This window comes from Streptococcus porci DSM 23759, assembly GCF_000423765.1.
Classification (GTDB): Bacteria; Bacillota; Bacilli; order Lactobacillales; family Streptococcaceae; genus Streptococcus; species Streptococcus porci.
The window spans coordinates 26,120-42,483 of record NZ_AUIP01000014.1 but is presented as its reverse complement, the minus strand read 5'-3'; the positions used below and the strand labels follow the sequence as shown (position 1 = coordinate 42,483).

Annotated in this window: 15 protein-coding genes and 3 pseudogenes; 4 read left to right on the top strand and 14 right to left on the bottom strand. The window is 40.9% G+C overall.

Features of this window, described 5'->3' with window-relative positions:
* Window positions 1–7 precede the first annotated feature (7 nt).
* The 3 genes and pseudogenes from G576_RS0106485 to G576_RS0106475 all read left to right on the top strand — a co-directional run.
* A complete protein-coding gene (locus G576_RS0106485; protein ID WP_027973920.1) occupies window positions 8–1,582 on the top strand; it encodes an ATP-binding cassette domain-containing protein in 1,575 nt (524 codons plus the stop codon).
* 130 nt (window positions 1,583–1,712) lie between these two features.
* Window positions 1,713–3,426 (top strand): annotated as a pseudogene (locus tag G576_RS12475) (IS1182 family transposase).
* Between the two features lie 34 nt (window positions 3,427–3,460).
* A pseudogene (locus tag G576_RS0106475) lies at window positions 3,461–3,637 on the top strand (peptidylprolyl isomerase); the annotation flags it as partial.
* Window positions 3,638–3,729: 92 nt separating this feature from the next.
* Here the strand turns inward: G576_RS0106475 and G576_RS0106470 are convergent.
* The 12 genes and pseudogenes from G576_RS0106470 to G576_RS12470 form a co-directional block, all read right to left on the bottom strand.
* The gene (locus G576_RS0106470) at window positions 3,730–4,404 is read right to left on the bottom strand and encodes a CPBP family intramembrane glutamic endopeptidase (protein WP_027973918.1); all 675 of its coding nucleotides are present in this window, start codon (window positions 4,402–4,404) and stop codon (window positions 3,730–3,732) included.
* Between the two features lie 66 nt (window positions 4,405–4,470).
* Window positions 4,471–5,166, bottom strand: a complete 696-nt coding sequence (locus tag G576_RS0106465) for an ABC transporter permease (RefSeq protein ID WP_027973917.1) — start codon at window positions 5,164–5,166, stop codon at window positions 4,471–4,473.
* Entirely contained in the window at window positions 5,159–5,989 is an 831-nt protein-coding gene (locus G576_RS0106460; RefSeq protein WP_027973916.1) for an ABC transporter ATP-binding protein, read from the bottom strand. Before G576_RS0106460 ends, G576_RS0106465 begins: the two co-directional genes overlap by 8 nt.
* A gap of 20 nt (window positions 5,990–6,009) precedes the next feature.
* The gene (locus G576_RS0106455) at window positions 6,010–6,456 is read right to left on the bottom strand and encodes a hypothetical protein (protein ID WP_027973915.1); all 447 of its coding nucleotides are present in this window, start codon (window positions 6,454–6,456) and stop codon (window positions 6,010–6,012) included.
* A complete protein-coding gene (locus G576_RS0106450) occupies window positions 6,457–6,660 on the bottom strand; it encodes a helix-turn-helix transcriptional regulator (protein ID WP_027973914.1) in 204 nt (67 codons plus the stop codon).
* 14 nt (window positions 6,661–6,674) lie between these two features.
* Window positions 6,675–7,112, bottom strand: coding sequence for a hypothetical protein (locus G576_RS0106445; RefSeq protein ID WP_027973913.1), 438 nt, complete (start codon window positions 7,110–7,112; stop codon window positions 6,675–6,677).
* A 173-nt stretch (window positions 7,113–7,285) separates the two neighbouring features.
* On the bottom strand, window positions 7,286–8,092 hold the full coding sequence (locus tag G576_RS0106440) for a metal ABC transporter permease (protein ID WP_027973912.1): 807 nt from the start codon (window positions 8,090–8,092) through the stop codon (window positions 7,286–7,288).
* Window positions 8,082–8,792: a metal ABC transporter ATP-binding protein gene (locus G576_RS0106435; RefSeq protein WP_027973911.1), complete on the bottom strand. Its 711-nt coding sequence runs from the start codon at window positions 8,790–8,792 to the stop codon at window positions 8,082–8,084. Before G576_RS0106435 ends, G576_RS0106440 begins: the two co-directional genes overlap by 11 nt.
* Window positions 8,793–9,236 (bottom strand): zinc-dependent MarR family transcriptional regulator, encoded by a 444-nt coding sequence (locus tag G576_RS0106430; protein WP_027973910.1) that lies wholly within the window; start codon window positions 9,234–9,236, stop codon window positions 8,793–8,795. It lies immediately after the preceding gene.
* Between the two features lie 59 nt (window positions 9,237–9,295).
* A complete protein-coding gene (ispE, locus tag G576_RS0106425; RefSeq protein WP_027973909.1) occupies window positions 9,296–10,150 on the bottom strand; it encodes a 4-(cytidine 5'-diphospho)-2-C-methyl-D-erythritol kinase in 855 nt (284 codons plus the stop codon).
* A gap of 80 nt (window positions 10,151–10,230) precedes the next feature.
* Entirely contained in the window at window positions 10,231–11,043 is an 813-nt protein-coding gene (locus G576_RS0106420; RefSeq protein ID WP_027973908.1) for an endonuclease/exonuclease/phosphatase family protein, read from the bottom strand.
* 74 nt (window positions 11,044–11,117) lie between these two features.
* A pseudogene (locus G576_RS12470) lies at window positions 11,118–12,779 on the bottom strand (PTS transporter subunit IIBC); the annotation flags it as partial.
* A 230-nt stretch (window positions 12,780–13,009) separates the two neighbouring features.
* Here G576_RS12470 and G576_RS12465 point away from each other — a divergent pair.
* Complete coding sequence (locus tag G576_RS12465) at window positions 13,010–13,588, top strand: LysE family translocator (RefSeq protein WP_342664551.1); 579 nt, start codon at window positions 13,010–13,012, stop codon at window positions 13,586–13,588.
* A 224-nt stretch (window positions 13,589–13,812) separates the two neighbouring features.
* Here the strand turns inward: G576_RS12465 and G576_RS0106405 are convergent, their stop codons facing one another.
* Complete coding sequence (locus tag G576_RS0106405; RefSeq protein WP_027973907.1) at window positions 13,813–14,823, bottom strand: LacI family DNA-binding transcriptional regulator; 1,011 nt, start codon at window positions 14,821–14,823, stop codon at window positions 13,813–13,815.
* A gap of 350 nt (window positions 14,824–15,173) precedes the next feature.
* Window positions 15,174–16,355, bottom strand: a complete 1,182-nt coding sequence (gene icd, locus G576_RS0106400; RefSeq protein WP_027973906.1) for an NADP-dependent isocitrate dehydrogenase — start codon at window positions 16,353–16,355, stop codon at window positions 15,174–15,176.
* Between the last annotated feature and the right edge of the window lie 9 nt (window positions 16,356–16,364).

Sequence of the window (16,364 nt, the reverse complement as noted above, 5' to 3'; positions counted from 1 at the left end):
TGATGAGATGTTTAAGTATTTTAATAAATTTTTAGTGACCTTAACCCTTATCGCCTGTATCTTAAACAGTTTTGTCTTTCTCATTGAACCCTTGATGACAGATAAAATCTTTGACCTTACAGCGTTAAATAGTCGTAAAGAAACATGGGGGTTTTTGGTCTATGGATTGACACTCTACTTGCTCTTATATGCTGTCATGTTTATCGCTAATCTCTTGATCAATCAGATTATGACCATTGGCTGCGGTAACATTCGCCTTGATCTTTACAAGCGTTTGATATTGGGGCATCAGGAGATTGGGAATGAACAGAAGATTTCCCTTTTAACACAAGATGTTGAATATTATCTCTGGAATCATATTAGTCCAAGTATTCTCCTTGTTGCACACATTAGTAATTTCCTATTACTTAGCATCTACCTCTTGGTAAAAAATATACCGATTGGTTTGCTGTTTATTGCCTGTTCCTTTATTTTCTTAGTTGTTCAACTGAGGATTAGTAAAATAGCAGAGCGAAAAGGGGACGAGCAAGCATCAGAGAGACAGAAATTACTGAGTTTAGTGAGCGATGCCGTTGTTGGAAGGCCAACGTTAGTTCAGAATCAAGCCCTTTCTTCTGGTCTTAAAAATGTTCAAAACCAGTCAACACGCTACGAAGATTCACGACAAACATTTGGGATTTATCAATCTTTCTTTGCCTTTTTAGCCAATCTGATGCTCTTTGTGTCTCAGTTTCTCCCAATCTTTTTAGGACTGGTACTCATAGCAGCAGGAACTAGCGTACAAGTGACAGATTTAATTGCCATGTTTATTGCAGCAACACGTCTGGAGCAGCCATTGATGAATATTGTTAACGATATTTTTAGGCTCAAAGGAGCAAAATCCATTTCTGACACATTTGACAAGATATTAGCTCAGCCTATTCCTAAAGAGCAGGAGCGGTCTCTTACAAATGAAGATTTTGAAGCTTTAGAATGCCATCAATTGACGAAATCCTTTGCAGGTAGAACCCTTTTTTCAGACTTCACTTATCGCTTTGAAAAAGGAAAAAAATACTTGATTAAAGGACCAAGTGGTTCTGGAAAATCGACTCTCTTTAAGCTGATTTTACAAGAATTTAAGCCTGATGAAGGCTCTATTGAGTCTGTACTTGATAATGGTCAGGTAACGACTGATTACCACCAGCGCATTGGTTTGATTGCCCAGTCGCCTTATCTCTTTAATGATAGCATTCGCTATAATTTGACGCTAGGAGCTGAATTTTCTGATGAGCTATTATTAGAAAAGCTTGAACAAGTTGGTTTGACAGCTGAACTTGATAATATTTTAGAGTACCAGATTGTGAATAATGGAGAAAATATTTCTGGGGGACAAAAGGTACGGCTTGAAATTGCACGAAATCTGATTAGACAAAAAGATGTGCTTCTTGCAGATGAAGTGACAGCTCCGCTGGATGCTCAAAATGCTAAGAATATCCGAAACCTACTGTTCAATTTACCAGTTACTGTTATTGAAATCGCCCATCACATTGATGATGACTTTATCTATGATGGTGAGATTGATTTGTCATATTATGAGAATTAAGGAGGAGGCTGGGCAAAAACTAGCTCTAAAACGTAAAAAGAACGGGCATTTCCGCAGTTGGAGATGCCCATTTTTTCTATGCCATGGTTTATAATTATAATAACAACAAAACAACTAGAAAGCCATGACAATGTATAAAGAGTATAACACAAATCAATTAAGTTTGGAACTAAATCTTGCCTACGATATTCCTATAACTCATGAGGTTAGATTCATCAGTCTTTTTGTGGATAGTATCCCTAATCATGTTTTACTTGAGGAAAAGTCTCATACTAGCCGACCAGCCTTCCATCCAGCCATGCTTTTAAAGATGATTCTTTTCGCCTATGCCCGTCAGGTCTTTTCAGGTCGTAAAATGGTTCAAATGAATGACGAAGTTATTCCCAAGAAATGGCTAAGCCAAGACACTTATGTTAGTTATAAAACCATCAATAAGATCGTTCGAGTAAGCATGCCAATAATCTGATAAAGACCGCCTTTATTTACTTTACCTTGCTCATGCGTGAAAATGGTCTGATTGAAGAGAGGCACTCTTTATTGATGGTACTAAGTTAGAAGCTGACGCCAATCTCTATTCTTTTACTTGGAAAATAGCCGTTACTAAGTATGAAGAGGCATTGAATGGTAAAATATCTGAACTTTATGACAACCTTGTTCAAGAAGGGGTAGATTCAGCTCTTTCAAAAGAAGCATGTGACACTAGTGAGGGATTAGTGCGCCTTTTGGAAGATATCGAGCAAGCCTTGGAAGACGTTGAAAAAGCTATTTCTGAGGAACCAAAAGTTATTAAGGGAGGTTCTGCTAACAAACAGAAGAGACGTCGCATCAAGAAACTCCGCAATCACCTGAGGAAAGATGTCATCCCTCGTAAACAACGATATGAAGAAGCTAGAGAAATCCTAGAAGACCGTAACTCTTTCTCAAAAACAGATCATGCTGCCACCTTCATGCGAATGAAAGAGGATCATATGAAGAATGGCCAGCTGAAACCTGGTTATAATGTCCAGGCTGCCACTAATGGTCAATACGTTCTTGCCTATGATATTTTTCCGAACCCAACCGATACAAGAACTCTCAAACCCTTTCTGCAATCTATTCAAACATTAGATTTATTTCAGTATATTGTCGCAGATGCGGGCTATGGGAGTGAGGAAAACTATAGCTTTATTATTGATGAACTGGAGAAAATACCTCTGATTCCTTATGGTATGTACCAAAAGGAGATGACTAAGAAATATCAGAATAGCCCTAACACCCCAAACAACTGGACGTACCTTGAAGAAACAGATCAATTTATCAAACCTGATGGTGTGGTTTATTCTTTTAAGAAGTATTCTCGTCGCACGGATAAGTATGGATTTGAGCGAGATTTCAAGATTTACGAGGCGGATAAGGTTCAGGACACTCCTGAGCTAGAACAACTGGCTAAAACTGAGAAGGGGTATCAGAAACAGATTCTTTATAATCCAACTTGGGCTTACTTTAAGGAACTCATCAAAGCAGAATTGCATAGTGAAGAAGGCTCTCGTCTCTACGCTAAACGGAAAATCGATGTCGAACCCGTTTTTGGTAGATTGAAGAGTATTTTTGGCGTGCGCCGAGTTCATGTTCGAGGTCATCAAGCTGTCCAAACTGAGGTTGGCTTCCTCTTCATGAGCATGAATCTTACAAAATTGGCCAAGAACTTGGCTTCCATAATCACTAAAAATCAAAAACCACACCGCCATTTTCACGTCTTGATTGTTTTCAAGTATGAAATCACTGTGTGGTTTTATTTCAATGCTAGTTTTTGCCCAGCCTCTTTTTCTTGTGATAACTTTTTCAAGTTCATCTTGTTATCATAGTGCTATCTTATGGAAAAAGGAGATAGCACTAGTGATGTTAAATAAAATGAAGGCTAGATTTTTGATTGGTTTTGGTGGTCTAGCAGTCACTAGCTTTATGGTGATGATAGGTTATACCATTGATTCTCAGTCTGTGACCCATCATACGAAGAAACAAATCCAGTCTGAAACTCATAAACTACTAACCAAAGAAAAAGAGAAGGCAAGTGTCGAGCCCACTGCAGTTGACAAAGATCCTTTTAGATTGAAATAAAAACCACCAATGTCGTTTTTAAGTCGCCTCGGTGGTTTCTCTTTTTTGGGTTACATCTGTGACAGCATAAGGGCAAATGCTAGGCTATTGTGCATAAAATGTAGAAGAATGCTGTATTCCAAGCGTTTGCTGAAATAAGCAACTAGAGATAAAACCCCTCCCATTCCGATATACTGCACAGCTGTTCCAAGGGTTGTTGGTGCATGAGCAAGGCCAAACAATACCGCTCCAAGCACGTAGCCCAGCCACTGCCATTTTTCCGAAAACATACGAGGGATTAAGCCGCGACAGGAAACTTCCTCCAAAATTGGCGCCCCAACTAAGATCATTGTCCCCATAAGACTTGTCGGTAGCAAGTTCATCAGTTCGTTGATACTCTCTTGGTTAGTTGATAGAATGTCATCCCTCATCATCAAGGAAATCAGAACGCCTATGAAACTGACAACCCAAATGGCCACTTCTCCGCTAATGAGAAAGAGGGCTAGTTTCTTCCAGCTAAGTTTTTCTTTCAGCTTGATGAGTTTAAGGTGATGGGCTAGCGCAAAGACTCCTATAATGACTGCCCAATAAACGGCTAGGCTAATCATATTTTGAGTGACTGAAAGTGGACTTTGCCCATTTTCTCTCAAGAATAGAAGTGCGGGAGTTTGAGCCAATTGACTAAGAGCAAAAACTCCTATTGCTAATAACCCATAGGTAATCACTCGTAGTATGTGTTTTTTCATCGAAATCGTATTCTCTCCTTTCTTTGAATTATTGACATAATACAATTTTATATTTTTCTTGTCAAGTTACTTTCTAACCTGCTTCTTTTTGGCAAAATAGTAGGTGGCAAGGAGCGCGCCTGCTAACCAAAGCAATAAAATCCAGAAACTCTTATCAAGTACAGAATAGCTATCCCCCTCTAAAGTCCACTTGGTGTAGGCGCCCATATGGGTATAGGTGACCAGCTCCGCTATTTCCTTGTTGGTCAAAGACATCATGGGTAAGAGCATGGATATAATCATAGGCAGCATAGCAGTAATGGTTGCTTTGGCCTGTGTATCACACGCTAACGCTACTGCCAAGTAAATCAAGACGGTCACAAGCGCTGTTAAAATATTAACTCCCAGATAGACAAGCCAGTTGGTGATCTCAATCTTAAGAGCAAATGGCAAAGCTATCAGATAGGCAATCACAAGTCCAAAAGGAATCGCGAGACTCGCTAAAACATATTCCCAAATCTTGACACCTGATAAAATAAGAGTCTGTTGATTGTGCTTTTCTGCTTCTTCAGCCACAAGAGTTGGTAAGATATAGCCCAGCATAGCTGATATCATAGGTAAGGTCATGGCAAAGATCATGTCATTGCTGTTTGGCATCTCCTTAAAGATGAAAGAATAAAGGGCAATGAATCCTGCTGGCATCACGAGCATGAGAGCAGTCTGCTTGTTGGCGAGAAGAATTTCCTTGCGGCTCCAAAGTAGGGCAGATAATCGTCTAAACATTTAAGCTTCCTCCTGTCAAAGTGATGAAAACATCTTCCAAGCTTGGTTCACATGAGTGAATGGTCTCGACCTCTGTCGTTTCCAAGCCAGATAAATCTTGATAACTTACTTCTTTCACCTGTCCATTTATATAGGTCACTCTGACTTTTTTATCGGTGTGATATTTACGAATAAGCTGGGCAGGGCTACCTGTCTCGACCAAAACACCTTTGTGAAGAAGTGCTAGATTATCGCAGAGCAGGGTTGCTTCATTCATATCATGGGTGGTTAGAAAAATAGTGGTTCCCTGAGCTTTCAGCTCCAAAAGTAAATCGTGAATCACGCGCGAAGTCGATGGGTCAAGACCGCTAGTTGGTTCGTCTAGGAAGAGTAATTTGGGTTTATTAATCAGAGCACGCGCTAAAAGCATTCGCTGCTTCATTCCTGTTGAGAGTTTTTCAGCAGGTTTATCTTTGGCTTCATAAATACCAACAGCTTTGAGGAGTTCGTCTATACGGTCATTCCCAACACCGTACCATTTAGCGTAAACCTGAAGATTTTTATAAAGCGTCAGCTTATCATAGAAGCCACTAGTATCGCTGACAATACCTATGTTTTCTAAATCTTCTGGCGCTAAAGCCTGCGCAGCTTTGCCAAAAATCTCAGCTGAACCGCTATCGGCTAAGAGCTGACCTGTCAGAATATTAATGGTTGTGGTCTTTCCAGAACCCGACGGGCCAAGAAATCCAAAGATTTGTCCCTCAGAAATATCAAACGAAATCTGATTGAGTGCGGTTTGGGATCCGAAAGTTTTGGTTAAGTTTTGAACAGTAATGAGTGTCATAAGTTTTCCTTCACATTTCCTTAGATGGTTTTGTTTAGAATTGCAGTAATCAGTAAACGTCCTAATATGATGGTATAAAGCAGGAGCGTAATCAGTACCATGTATGGCAGGCTAATTTGCCAAAAGGCGTACAGGCAGGCAAGAACCGTCAGCAAAACAACAACTAATGCTAGAGTCATTTGCAGGCTCAATGCTCGAATATGCTGACTGCGTTCGTCGTAGTATTTAACATAATAGCGATTGAAGGCTTTTTCCTTGCTGCATACAGCCAAGAGATAAATACTTCCAGACAAGAGAGCAATCGCAATTCCTAAAAGAAAGCCTGAAGCAAAATCTGATGTTTCAAAATGATTTCTTAGCTGTACTGTTATGATACCGAAGCTAGCGCATAACGTAGCATTGACACGTAGTTGTCTTTTAAAGGCTTCCTTTGACTTTTTTTGTCCCAAAGCTAATCGTCGTTTCATTTAGATTCCTCCATCGTCAAATAAGAACACTTCTTCAATTGTTTTTCCAAAAAATTTAGCGATTTTATAGGCTAATTCCAGCGAGGCATTGTAGCGCCCTTTTTCTAGGGAAATAATGGTTTGTCTGGTGACTTCCAATTCATCTGCCAGCTCAGCCTGACTGAGTTTTCGTGCCTTTCTTAGCTCCTGAATTCTCGTTTCCATGGCTTCTCCTTTACTCAAAGCTGACGCTCATAATACCATTTGACGAGGTGAAAAATTCCTATTATCAAGAGAGCAAGGCCAAACATCCCCAGCGCAATCAATCCTCTCTGATCAACAGTCAGTTGATCTGAAAAGTAGCCCAAAAAGAGACCAGATAAAAAAGTGTAAACTAGAATAAGGATTTTTGCCATCGTGCGATAAGCCATTCCTTCTATTTGAAGATTTCGCTCATCGTTCTTTTTAATCACATAGCGTTTCAGATATGTTTCATCCATCAGAAGACGACCATATTTATAACCATCTGTTGCTAATACAAGTGGCAAAATACTAACAAGCCAAAACCAATCTCGCTTTACCAAAGCGTAGTATAAGAAAATGGCTGCTATGACTAGAAGACCTGCCAAACTTGACTTCGCATCTGAGATGACTTTTTCTTTTGTTAATTTTTTCATGAACTCTCCTTCGTGAACAACATTTTACTTTGTCAAGTTACCTTTACAAAATAAGTATAGTTTACTTTACATTAAATGTCAAGTCTGTTTTACAAAAAATGTAAAAAGTTTTTTACATTTTCTTAGCTCTACCTTTTCCTAAAAGAAAAAAACTGCCTAAGCAGCTTTTAAGATTAGTCCTTTATAACTACCAAACCAGTCAGGAGGAAAAAGAGAATAAAAATCATGGTGATGGTAGCGCTGGCTGGTGTTTCCCAATAGTATGAAAGGAAAATACCAGATACCATGCCGATGAAGCCAACGATGATTCCCAAGCCGATAACCGAACGGAAGTTATTGCCCAAGCGCATAGCAATAGAGGCTGGAAGTACCATAATGGTAGAGACTAAAAGAGCACCTGCTGCAGGAATAGTCAGGGAAATAGCGATACCCGTCACCACATTGAAAAGCGTTGACATAAGACGAACAGGTAAACCATCTACAAAAGCCGTGTCCTCATCAAAGGTCAGCACATACATAGGACGAATAAAAAGTATCGTCAATATGAGAACTGTCGCTGCAATGACAAAGAGAGCGATAACCTGCTCTTTGCTAATCGTAATAATGGAGCCAAAGAGGTACTGTTCTAAGCTGACCCCTGAAGAAGAATTAGACTTACTCATCAAAATCAGGGACAAGGCTAGACCCATTGACATGAGAATAGCTGTGGCAATTTCCATGTAATGACGATAAACTGTTCGCAAGTATTCCAAAATCACAGCTGCCACAGTCACCACCAGAATCGTAGTCCAAGTGGGATTAATTCCCATGATAACACCCAGTGCAACACCAGTTAGTGAAACGTGACTAAGGGTGTCTGACATGAGGCTCTGGCGACGTAAAATCAGAAATGTCCCTAGAATTGGTGCAAAGAGGGAAATGGCAACGACCGCCCAAAGAGCTCGTTGCATAAAATCATAGGCTAAAATCTCAGTGAACATGTTTTTCTCCTTCTTCATCCGTCTCATGGACGTTAAAGCAACGCCAAGGCAGGTCGTGATTTCTGACGAGGTGGATATTACGATCTGTAAATTCCTTAACTTCTTCAGGATCGTGTGTAATCATAAGAACTGACTTACCATGTTTATGGGCAGAGTGATGCATGAGCTCATAAAAGGTCTGAGCTGTTCCTGCATCCATACCAGTCGTTGGCTCGTCAAGGATAAAGATGTCTGGATCACTGGCAAACATGCGCGCAATAACCACACGCTGCTTTTGCCCACCAGAAAGAGCTCCTAAACGTTTATGACGGCTTTCCCACATGCCAACCGCTTCTAGACTAACTTTGATATGTTCTTCATCATGTTTAGTCAAACGACGAAACCAGCCCTGCCTTGGATAGCGACCTGAACGGACAAATTCATAAACCGTACTGGGAAAACCTGCGTTGAAGCTGGCAATTTGTTGAGGAAGGTAAGCAAGGCGTAACTTCTTACCGTCTTTATTGGTCTTAGAAATAGTAACCTGACCTTGCTTAGGTTTTAAGACTCCCAAGGTGGCCCTAATCAATGTTGATTTAGCTGCGCCATTTTCCCCCGTCAAGGTGACAAATTCACCACTATCTAGGTGATAGCTGATATCATTTAGCACTGGCTCAGAATCGTATTGAAAGGAAAGATTTTCAACAGTAATATAACGCATCTAGTCCTCCAATCTCTGTGACAGCTTGGTGATGAAGCGACTGATAACTTCCTGCTCCACATCCGAAAAATCTGCTAAAACTTCTTGATAAACAGACAAGGTCTTGTCGTGATGATGGCTGTGCTCCTCAGCAATCGGCGTCGCCTCCGCAGTCAAACTTAAATGCAAACTACGGCCGTCTTCTGCTTTTTTCATCGTCTCAAGCATACCTTTTTCGACAAGACTTTTGACCGCCTTTGTGACCGCCGCTTGACTGACGTTTAGCCTCTTGGCTAAGTCTGAACTGGTTAAATTTTCCTGTGAAAGAAGCATAAGAATATGCTCCTGAGTATTGGTCAACTTGACTTGACTCTGGCAGGACCCAATTAGCAATTCATGCTGGTTTTCAGCCTTTAAGAGGACTTGATTGATTAGAGCATCAAGTTGCATAGATAAGGTTTTCATTCTTTTCTCCTTTTTCTTAACTGGTTAATTATACCATAATCAAAATGCAGGGGCAAGATTTACCCCTGCAAAATACGAACTTTGTACACTTCCTTACAAAAACCTTTCATACTATTAACGACGCGGTCAGCCCGCTTTTCCGTTGGGCAGAGGGCAAAAACTGTTGGCCCAGAACCCGTCATCAAAGCCACGTCAGCCCCACATTTGAGCATCCGATCTTTGATTTTTTGGATAAAAGGCTTTCGCTTAATCGTCACATCTTCTAAGGAGTTCCCCATCTGAGCTATCATTCCTTCGTAGTCTTTAGCAAGCAGAGCTCTTTTTAGAGCCTCGATATCAACCCGAGAAATGGTCTCAGGGTCAATCTCAGGAAAGACTGTCCGCGTAGAAATACCAAAGTGAGGCTTGACCAAAACCACCCAGGAAGAAAGAGAGGTCTCCAGACGCTCCACAATCTCGCCCTTGCCAGTAATCAGAGAGCAACCAGCTTCCAGACAGTAAGGCACATCGCTACCAATCTGAAATCCAATCTCAATCATATCCTCTCGTCCCATATTAAGGTTCCAGAGCTTATTGAGTCCGCGTATAGTTGCTGCGGCATCACTTGAGCCACCACCCAATCCTGCACAGATGGGAATGGATTTCTGCAGGGAAATATCAAGGCCAGTGGTGATACCATATTTTTCCTTGATTAGAGAGGCAGCCTTATAAACATCATTTTTCTCATTGAGAGGCATTTTGTGATTATCAGATGTCATGATAATCTCGTCTGTGTCCAGAGATTTTAAAATCACATAATCATTCAAATCCACACTTACCATAATCATGGATAATTCATGATACCCATCCGAACGCTTTCCAGCAATATCCAAACCCAGATTGATTTTAGCTGGTGCTTTTTCAATGACTTCCATTTCGCTCCCTCCTTCAAGTGACTTTAACTCATTATACCATAATCGAGGGTACAAAAAAGAGGGATTTTCTCCCTCTTTGATTAAAGGTCAATTTCCACTTCCAGACCAAAATGATCTGACAAAACAGGCGTCTCTCCGCCATCAAATAGCACTTTAGAACTGATAACCGTCAAGTCTTGGCTGATAAAAGCGTGGTCAACCTTAAGCGCCTGCTGATTACCCTCCCAGCCATCAATATCTGCCAAGATGGTATGACTTCCCGATACTTTTTCAGCAACTTTATGACTATCGACCAGATTTAGCGGACTCTTTAAAATTAATTCGTAGCCTTCCTGATCCGTTGGATTGTTAAAATCTCCCATCAGTATAAGTGGATTTGTTTGGGCTAAAAGCTCTTTCTCTATAATTTCCCATTCAGCCTCAAACCCTTTTCCAAACCATGATAGATGAAGACTGACAATCGTCACAGCTCTGCCATTGACCACAGTATCCGCTAAGAGAATACGTCTAGTATGGTAGTCTGTCTCGTCATCCACCTCAGAGACCAAGAGCTCGCGCCCAGCAATCGGAGTCTTACTCAAAAGAGCCACTCCTTCATGGTAGCGATCAAAACCGATGTGGTTATAAGACCAAGACCACTCATAGGTGACGCCTTTTTCAGCCAACTTTTGCGTCAAGAGATAGGCATAGTGATCGGCGTGCAAATCTGGCGCAGAAGAAAGCGCCTGATAACTTTTTGGTACCTTCACTTTCTCTGACATCATCAGCTGATTGATTTCCTGCAAGCAAATAATATCATAGTCCTCTTTTAAGAGATGGCTAACCAATTGCTCCAATTTTTCTTCGGAATGCTCCTCCATCCATGAGTGAGTGTTTAACGTTAAAAGTTTCATATTGTCTTCTCCTTATATGGGAAAAAGCCGAGCAGACGCCCAGCCTTTCCTTTTACATCTTATTTATCAGTTGCTGGAATAGTCACTCCTGAATCCAAGATATCTTGAATGTCAGATTTGAGGATGTCCGCTTTTGGCCCATAAACCGCTTGAACGCCATTGTCTTTCAAGAAGAGACCAAGGGCACCAACTTTTTTCCAAGCTTCCTCATCTGCAACCTGTGAAGGGTCTGTAACCGTTACACGAAGACGAGTCATGCAAGCATCAACGTCAACGATATTGCTGCGGCCACCAAGAAGATTGATGATTTGCACACTTTGTGAGTTTGTATCAACAGTCGCTGTATCTCCTTCTTGACCAGCTTCTTCGTTTTCGTAGTTGCCAAGACGACCTGCAGTAGCAAGTTTGAATTTGCGAATCATAAAGTCTGCGATAAAGTACATAACAAGTCCAAAGAGGAGTGATACCCAAACGAAGTTGAGCAAGTCTCCGCCTAGCCCTGCTTTGATAGCCATAGGCGTACGTGTCAAGAGTTCAATATTACCAAATGAATGAACACGAAGGTGTACTAGGTCTGCCATAGCAAATGCTGCACCTTGAACGAAGGCATAGACAACATAAAGTGGCATAGCGACAAACATAAACATGAACTCAAGAGGCTCAGTAACACCTGTCAAGAAGACCGCAGCGGCTGCTGAGACGAACATCATTTTGTATTGTTTTTTCTTGTCAGCGTCAACATTTTTGTACATTGCAAATGCAATACCCATAAGGATACCAGTTGAACCAATCATTTGACCAACTTTGAAACGTGCCGGTGTGAAAGCTGCAAACAAGTCATTGTAAGCCGCTGTGTCACCTGCTTCTTTGAAGTTAATGAGGTCAGTTACCCATGCCAACCAAAGCGGGTCTTGTCCAAATACTTGAGTTCCTTGAGCTGCACCTGTAAGAACATCGTAAGTACCACCGAGAGCTGTATAGTTCATTGGGATAGTCAACATATGGTGCAAACCAAACGGCAAGAGCAGACGTTCCAAAGTACCATACAAGAATGGTGCAAGGAATGGTGCTGTTTCTTTAGAAGTTGCAATCCACATACCAAAGCCGTTGATTCCAGATTGGATAACCGGCCAGATAAAAGCAAGAGCAATAGCTGTCAGAGCTGAGCGCCAAATCACTACAAATGGTACAAAGCGTTTTCCATTGAAGAATGATAGGACATCAGGGAGTTTACGGTAGTTGTAGTACTTATTAAAAGCTGTCGCTCCAACAAAACCTGAGATAATCCCTACGAAAACACCAGTATTGATAGCAGGAGCTTCAAGGACACTTGTGAAGTAGTTAGCCACTTCCATCTTAGTACCAAGGAAGCTTGTCACTACAGCTTCAGGGTCAGCAAGCATGCTACTTGAAATACCGTAGATGGCACCTGTGATGCGGTTAATCAAAACAAAGGCTAAACCGGCTGCAAAAGCACCACCGGCGCGTTCTTTAGCCCAGCTACCACCGATAGCCAAAGCAAAGAGTAAGTGAAGGTTCCCAATAACTGCCCAACCAATTTGAGCAACAACATTACCAATAGTTGCTAGAGCTTGATTTCCTGGTGCAATCAGGGGAATTGAGTTCCCTATACTGACCATTAATCCTGCCGCAGGCATGACAGCGATAACCACCATCAAACACTTACCAAACTTTTGCCAAAATTCAAAACCGAATTTCTCTTTTAAGGTTTTCATAGTTCCTCCTATGTTAACGTTTGCATTATATTGCGCAAACGTTTGCGTTATTTGTGATAAGTTTATTATAGCACACTTTTTTATTTTGTAAAGCGTTTCCTAATTTTTTTATTATTTTTTCGAATTGAATGATATACCATTATGTTGTATAATTATCCTAAAATTCTTTAACCGATTTAAGGAGAACTACGATGACTTTTTCAACATGACTTTCTTACACGCTCGCCTGTATTTTACTGATTACTCCACCCGGCCCTACAGCCTCATATCTTGTCACCACCAGCATTAATCATGGCAAGAAAACCGCTTATGAAATCGTTTTGGGAAATTTCTTTGGAGGATTGTTTTGCATTATCCTGTCTGTTGCAGGGATTGGAACTCTGATTCAGACCTCTGATAGTTTATACATCGTCTTACGTCTACTGGGGGTCAGCTACTTACTCTACCTTGGCATCAAAAGTTTACTTGCGGCAACAAAAACCGAGCAAAACCTTGAAGCCATCGACCTTCCTGAAAAGGGTAAAGCCTTTAAAAACGGCTTTTTGCTAATCCTGCTCAATCCTAAAAATATCATTTTTCTGGCTTCTTTTTTACCACAATTCATCAATCAATCTGCTAACATTTTTAGCCAAATGCTCATTTTAAGTGCAACTTATCTTATCATTGGTCTAGTAAACGACTTTCTCTACAGTATCTGTGCTAGTTATTTAGGCACGTTTTTCGGAAAACATTCGGCCCTGTGGTTCTCTCGAATCGGGAGTTTCACTATGATTTTATCTGCATTGATTGTCATTATTCAACTCATTTAGAAGAGAACAAAAGAGGCTGGAACAAAGTCTAGCCTTCAATCATAATAGCGAACAAAACGGATTTCACAGAATTTACGAGATACTCCCCTTACAGCAGACTGTGAAAAAACAACTATTCACTAAAACATCATAAAGGGAGTATCTCGGTTCATTTTGTATTGTTCACTTCTTATATTTGCTTTATCAAATTGCGGGGCCATTGATGTCAAAGCCAACCATCAATATCATTTTGCTTCAGGTCCTTTCGATGAGCTACGTTCAATAATTTTATGGTTGATAACAAGCTTACCCTGTTCTGCTTTTGGACTGACTAGCTGTCTAGCTGCCAGTTCCCCAAGCTGATATGGAAAGACATCAACCGAGGTGAGAGAGGGATTGGCTAATTCAGTCATCAAGGAGTTGTTAAAGCTTATCATGGCGTAGTCGCTTGGTACTTTACCAAGTCCGACCAAGAGCTTTTGCAGGCGAAGAGCCAGCATATCATCAATGATAACAAAGCCCTGAACCACTTCTTTTGACAAATACTCTTCCAAGCGAACCTGATTATTTCCTCCATCTTGTCTTGGAAGATGAAGGCATTTAGGCGTTAGACCTGCTTTTTCCATAGCACAACAATAACCTTCAAAGCGATTGGATTGCACCAACTCGGCCATATCCGTGTAGGCATAGACGAGATTTTTATAGCCTTTTTCAAGCAGAAAGCGCGTTGCATCCTCTCCAGCTCTGCTATTGTCATTATCCACAAAAGTTACCCAAGGTGAGGGCTCACTGTAAGGCTGACCAACCACGACACAAGATATTTGCTCTCTTTGAATAGCCTCAAAGACTGGGTCATCTTTTTTGGCATAAAGGAAGATTAAGCGGCGAATGTTGCCACTGCGGATTAGTGTCTCAACGTTTTTGAGGAGCTCACTCTCATTACGACCAGTCGCCAAACTGACCATAAAATTGTGATCTGTACAGACGCTACTAATCCCTTGGATAATCTGCATGAAAAAGGGGTTATTTCCCAGAGATTCATGGTTTTCACGGACAGGTAATACAATGCCAACCATATTGGAATCCCGTTTAACCAGATTTTGAGCGGAATAGTTGGGAGAGTAATTGAGTTCCTCCATGGCTTGCCTAACCTTGATTTTGGTGGCCTCGCTAATCATGCTGTTGTCGTGGAGCACTCGTGAAGCTGTTGAGGCAGACACACCGGCCAATTTTGCCACATCTTTAATTGTTGCCATAATGGCTCCTTACTTGAAATTTTCTACAAAAATATGATAGCGTTTTCAATAAAGGATGTCAATCAAAAAGTAGTATCTCAATGATGAAGTACCACCACAAGTTAGATTTTTTGTCTAACTTTTGGGAGACCATCCATCATCAGCCACCACTCATATTTTAAGCGAAATGTAGCTCTAGCCACATACATGGACAAGAAGCGAGGTGAGGTGACAGTGGCATTTCCAATCATTTGCTAGAAAGCTGTCATTGCTTTTTAATAATCAAAAAGAGAATCATGATGATTCCCTTTTCTTACTCTAAAAAACACTTATCAAGGAGTGACAGTGGCTCTTCTTCACCAACTTTATCCCTACTCCCCTTGAATATAGGTCACTAAACTGTGACAAAACTGGCTGGTCGTAACTGGATTATCCCTCGTTAAATCCGTTGTGAAAATACCCTTAGCAAAGTTATCTTCAATAGCTTTCGTAACTAAATCGGCAACCTCTGTCCATCCCATATATTCAAACATCATACAGCCTGAAAGAAGAACCGAGCAGGGGTTTGCTAAGTCTTGTCCTGCAATATCTGGTGCTGTTCCATGCGTTGCTTCAAAAATAGCATGTCCAGTCAAGTAATTAATATTAGCTCCTGGTGCGATTCCAATACCTCCAACTTGAGCCGCTAAAGCATCGCTGGCATAGTCCCCATTCAGATTTGTAAGTGCTACAACATCAAATTTTTCAGGATTAGGGAGAATTTGTTGCAAAAAGTTATCCGCAATAATATCCGAAATGACCAATTTCCCCGATTCGAGTTCTTTGCCGTATTCTCGTTGGGCTAGTTCGTAACCCCATTTTCGAAAACCACCTTCGGTAAATTTTTGAATATTACCTTTGTGAAGGAGGGTCACCTTGGTCAAACCATTTTCTAGAGCGTAATCAATAGCCGAACGAATCAATCGTTCACTTCCTTCAATAGAAATGGGCTTAATACCGATGCTGCTTGTTTCAGGAAAGCGAATTTTGTGAACCCCCATATCATTTTGGAGAAAATCAATAACTTTTTTCACGTCATCACTGCCAGATTCCCACTCGATCCCTGCATAAATGTCTTCTGTATTTTCTCGAAAAATGGTAATATTTGTCTTTTCAGGTTCTTTAAGAGGACTCTCAATCCCCTTAAAATAGCGAACTGGACGAACACAAGCATAAAGATCTAATTCTTGACGTAAGGCAACATTAAGCGAGCGAATGCCCCCACCAACTGGTGTTGCCAAGGGTCCCTTGATGGCAACCAAGTTCTCTTTAATTCTTGCTAAAGTCTCATCTGGTAGCCAGGTTCCTGTCTGATCAAAAGATTTTTTCCCAGCTAATAGTTCTTGCCAGACCACTTTCCTCTGACCTGCGTAGGCTTTTTCCACTGCTGCATCAAAAACTAGCTGAGCATTTCGCCAAATATCCAAACCAACACCATCTCCTTCAATGTAGGGAATGATAGGGTGATTTGAAACACTGAGTTTACCATCTTTTAAAACGATTTTTTCTGCCATATAAAACTC

Coding starts and splice junctions, on each gene's coding strand:
- G576_RS0106445 (WP_027973913.1), bottom strand. CDS start 7,112: ATGAAAAAATTAACAAAAGAAAAAGTCATCTCAGATGCGAAGTCAAGT.
- G576_RS0106440 (WP_027973912.1), bottom strand. CDS start 8,092: ATGTTCACTGAGATTTTAGCCTATGATTTTATGCAACGAGCTCTTTGG.
- G576_RS0106470 (WP_027973918.1), bottom strand. CDS start 4,404: ATGAAAAAACACATACTACGAGTGATTACCTATGGGTTATTAGCAATA.
- G576_RS0106460 (WP_027973916.1), bottom strand. CDS start 5,989: ATGACACTCATTACTGTTCAAAACTTAACCAAAACTTTCGGATCCCAA.
- G576_RS0106455 (WP_027973915.1), bottom strand. CDS start 6,456: ATGAAACGACGATTAGCTTTGGGACAAAAAAAGTCAAAGGAAGCCTTT.
- G576_RS0106420 (WP_027973908.1), bottom strand. CDS start 11,043: ATGAAACTTTTAACGTTAAACACTCACTCATGGATGGAGGAGCATTCC.
- ispE (WP_027973909.1), bottom strand. CDS start 10,150: ATGGAAGTCATTGAAAAAGCACCAGCTAAAATCAATCTGGGTTTGGAT.
- G576_RS0106450 (WP_027973914.1), bottom strand. CDS start 6,660: ATGGAAACGAGAATTCAGGAGCTAAGAAAGGCACGAAAACTCAGTCAG.
- G576_RS0106485 (WP_027973920.1), top strand. CDS start 8: ATGTTTAAGTATTTTAATAAATTTTTAGTGACCTTAACCCTTATCGCC.
- G576_RS0106405 (WP_027973907.1), bottom strand. CDS start 14,823: ATGGCAACAATTAAAGATGTGGCAAAATTGGCCGGTGTGTCTGCCTCA.
- icd (WP_027973906.1), bottom strand. CDS start 16,355: ATGGCAGAAAAAATCGTTTTAAAAGATGGTAAACTCAGTGTTTCAAAT.
- G576_RS0106435 (WP_027973911.1), bottom strand. CDS start 8,792: ATGCGTTATATTACTGTTGAAAATCTTTCCTTTCAATACGATTCTGAG.
- G576_RS0106430 (WP_027973910.1), bottom strand. CDS start 9,236: ATGAAAACCTTATCTATGCAACTTGATGCTCTAATCAATCAAGTCCTC.
- G576_RS0106465 (WP_027973917.1), bottom strand. CDS start 5,166: ATGTTTAGACGATTATCTGCCCTACTTTGGAGCCGCAAGGAAATTCTT.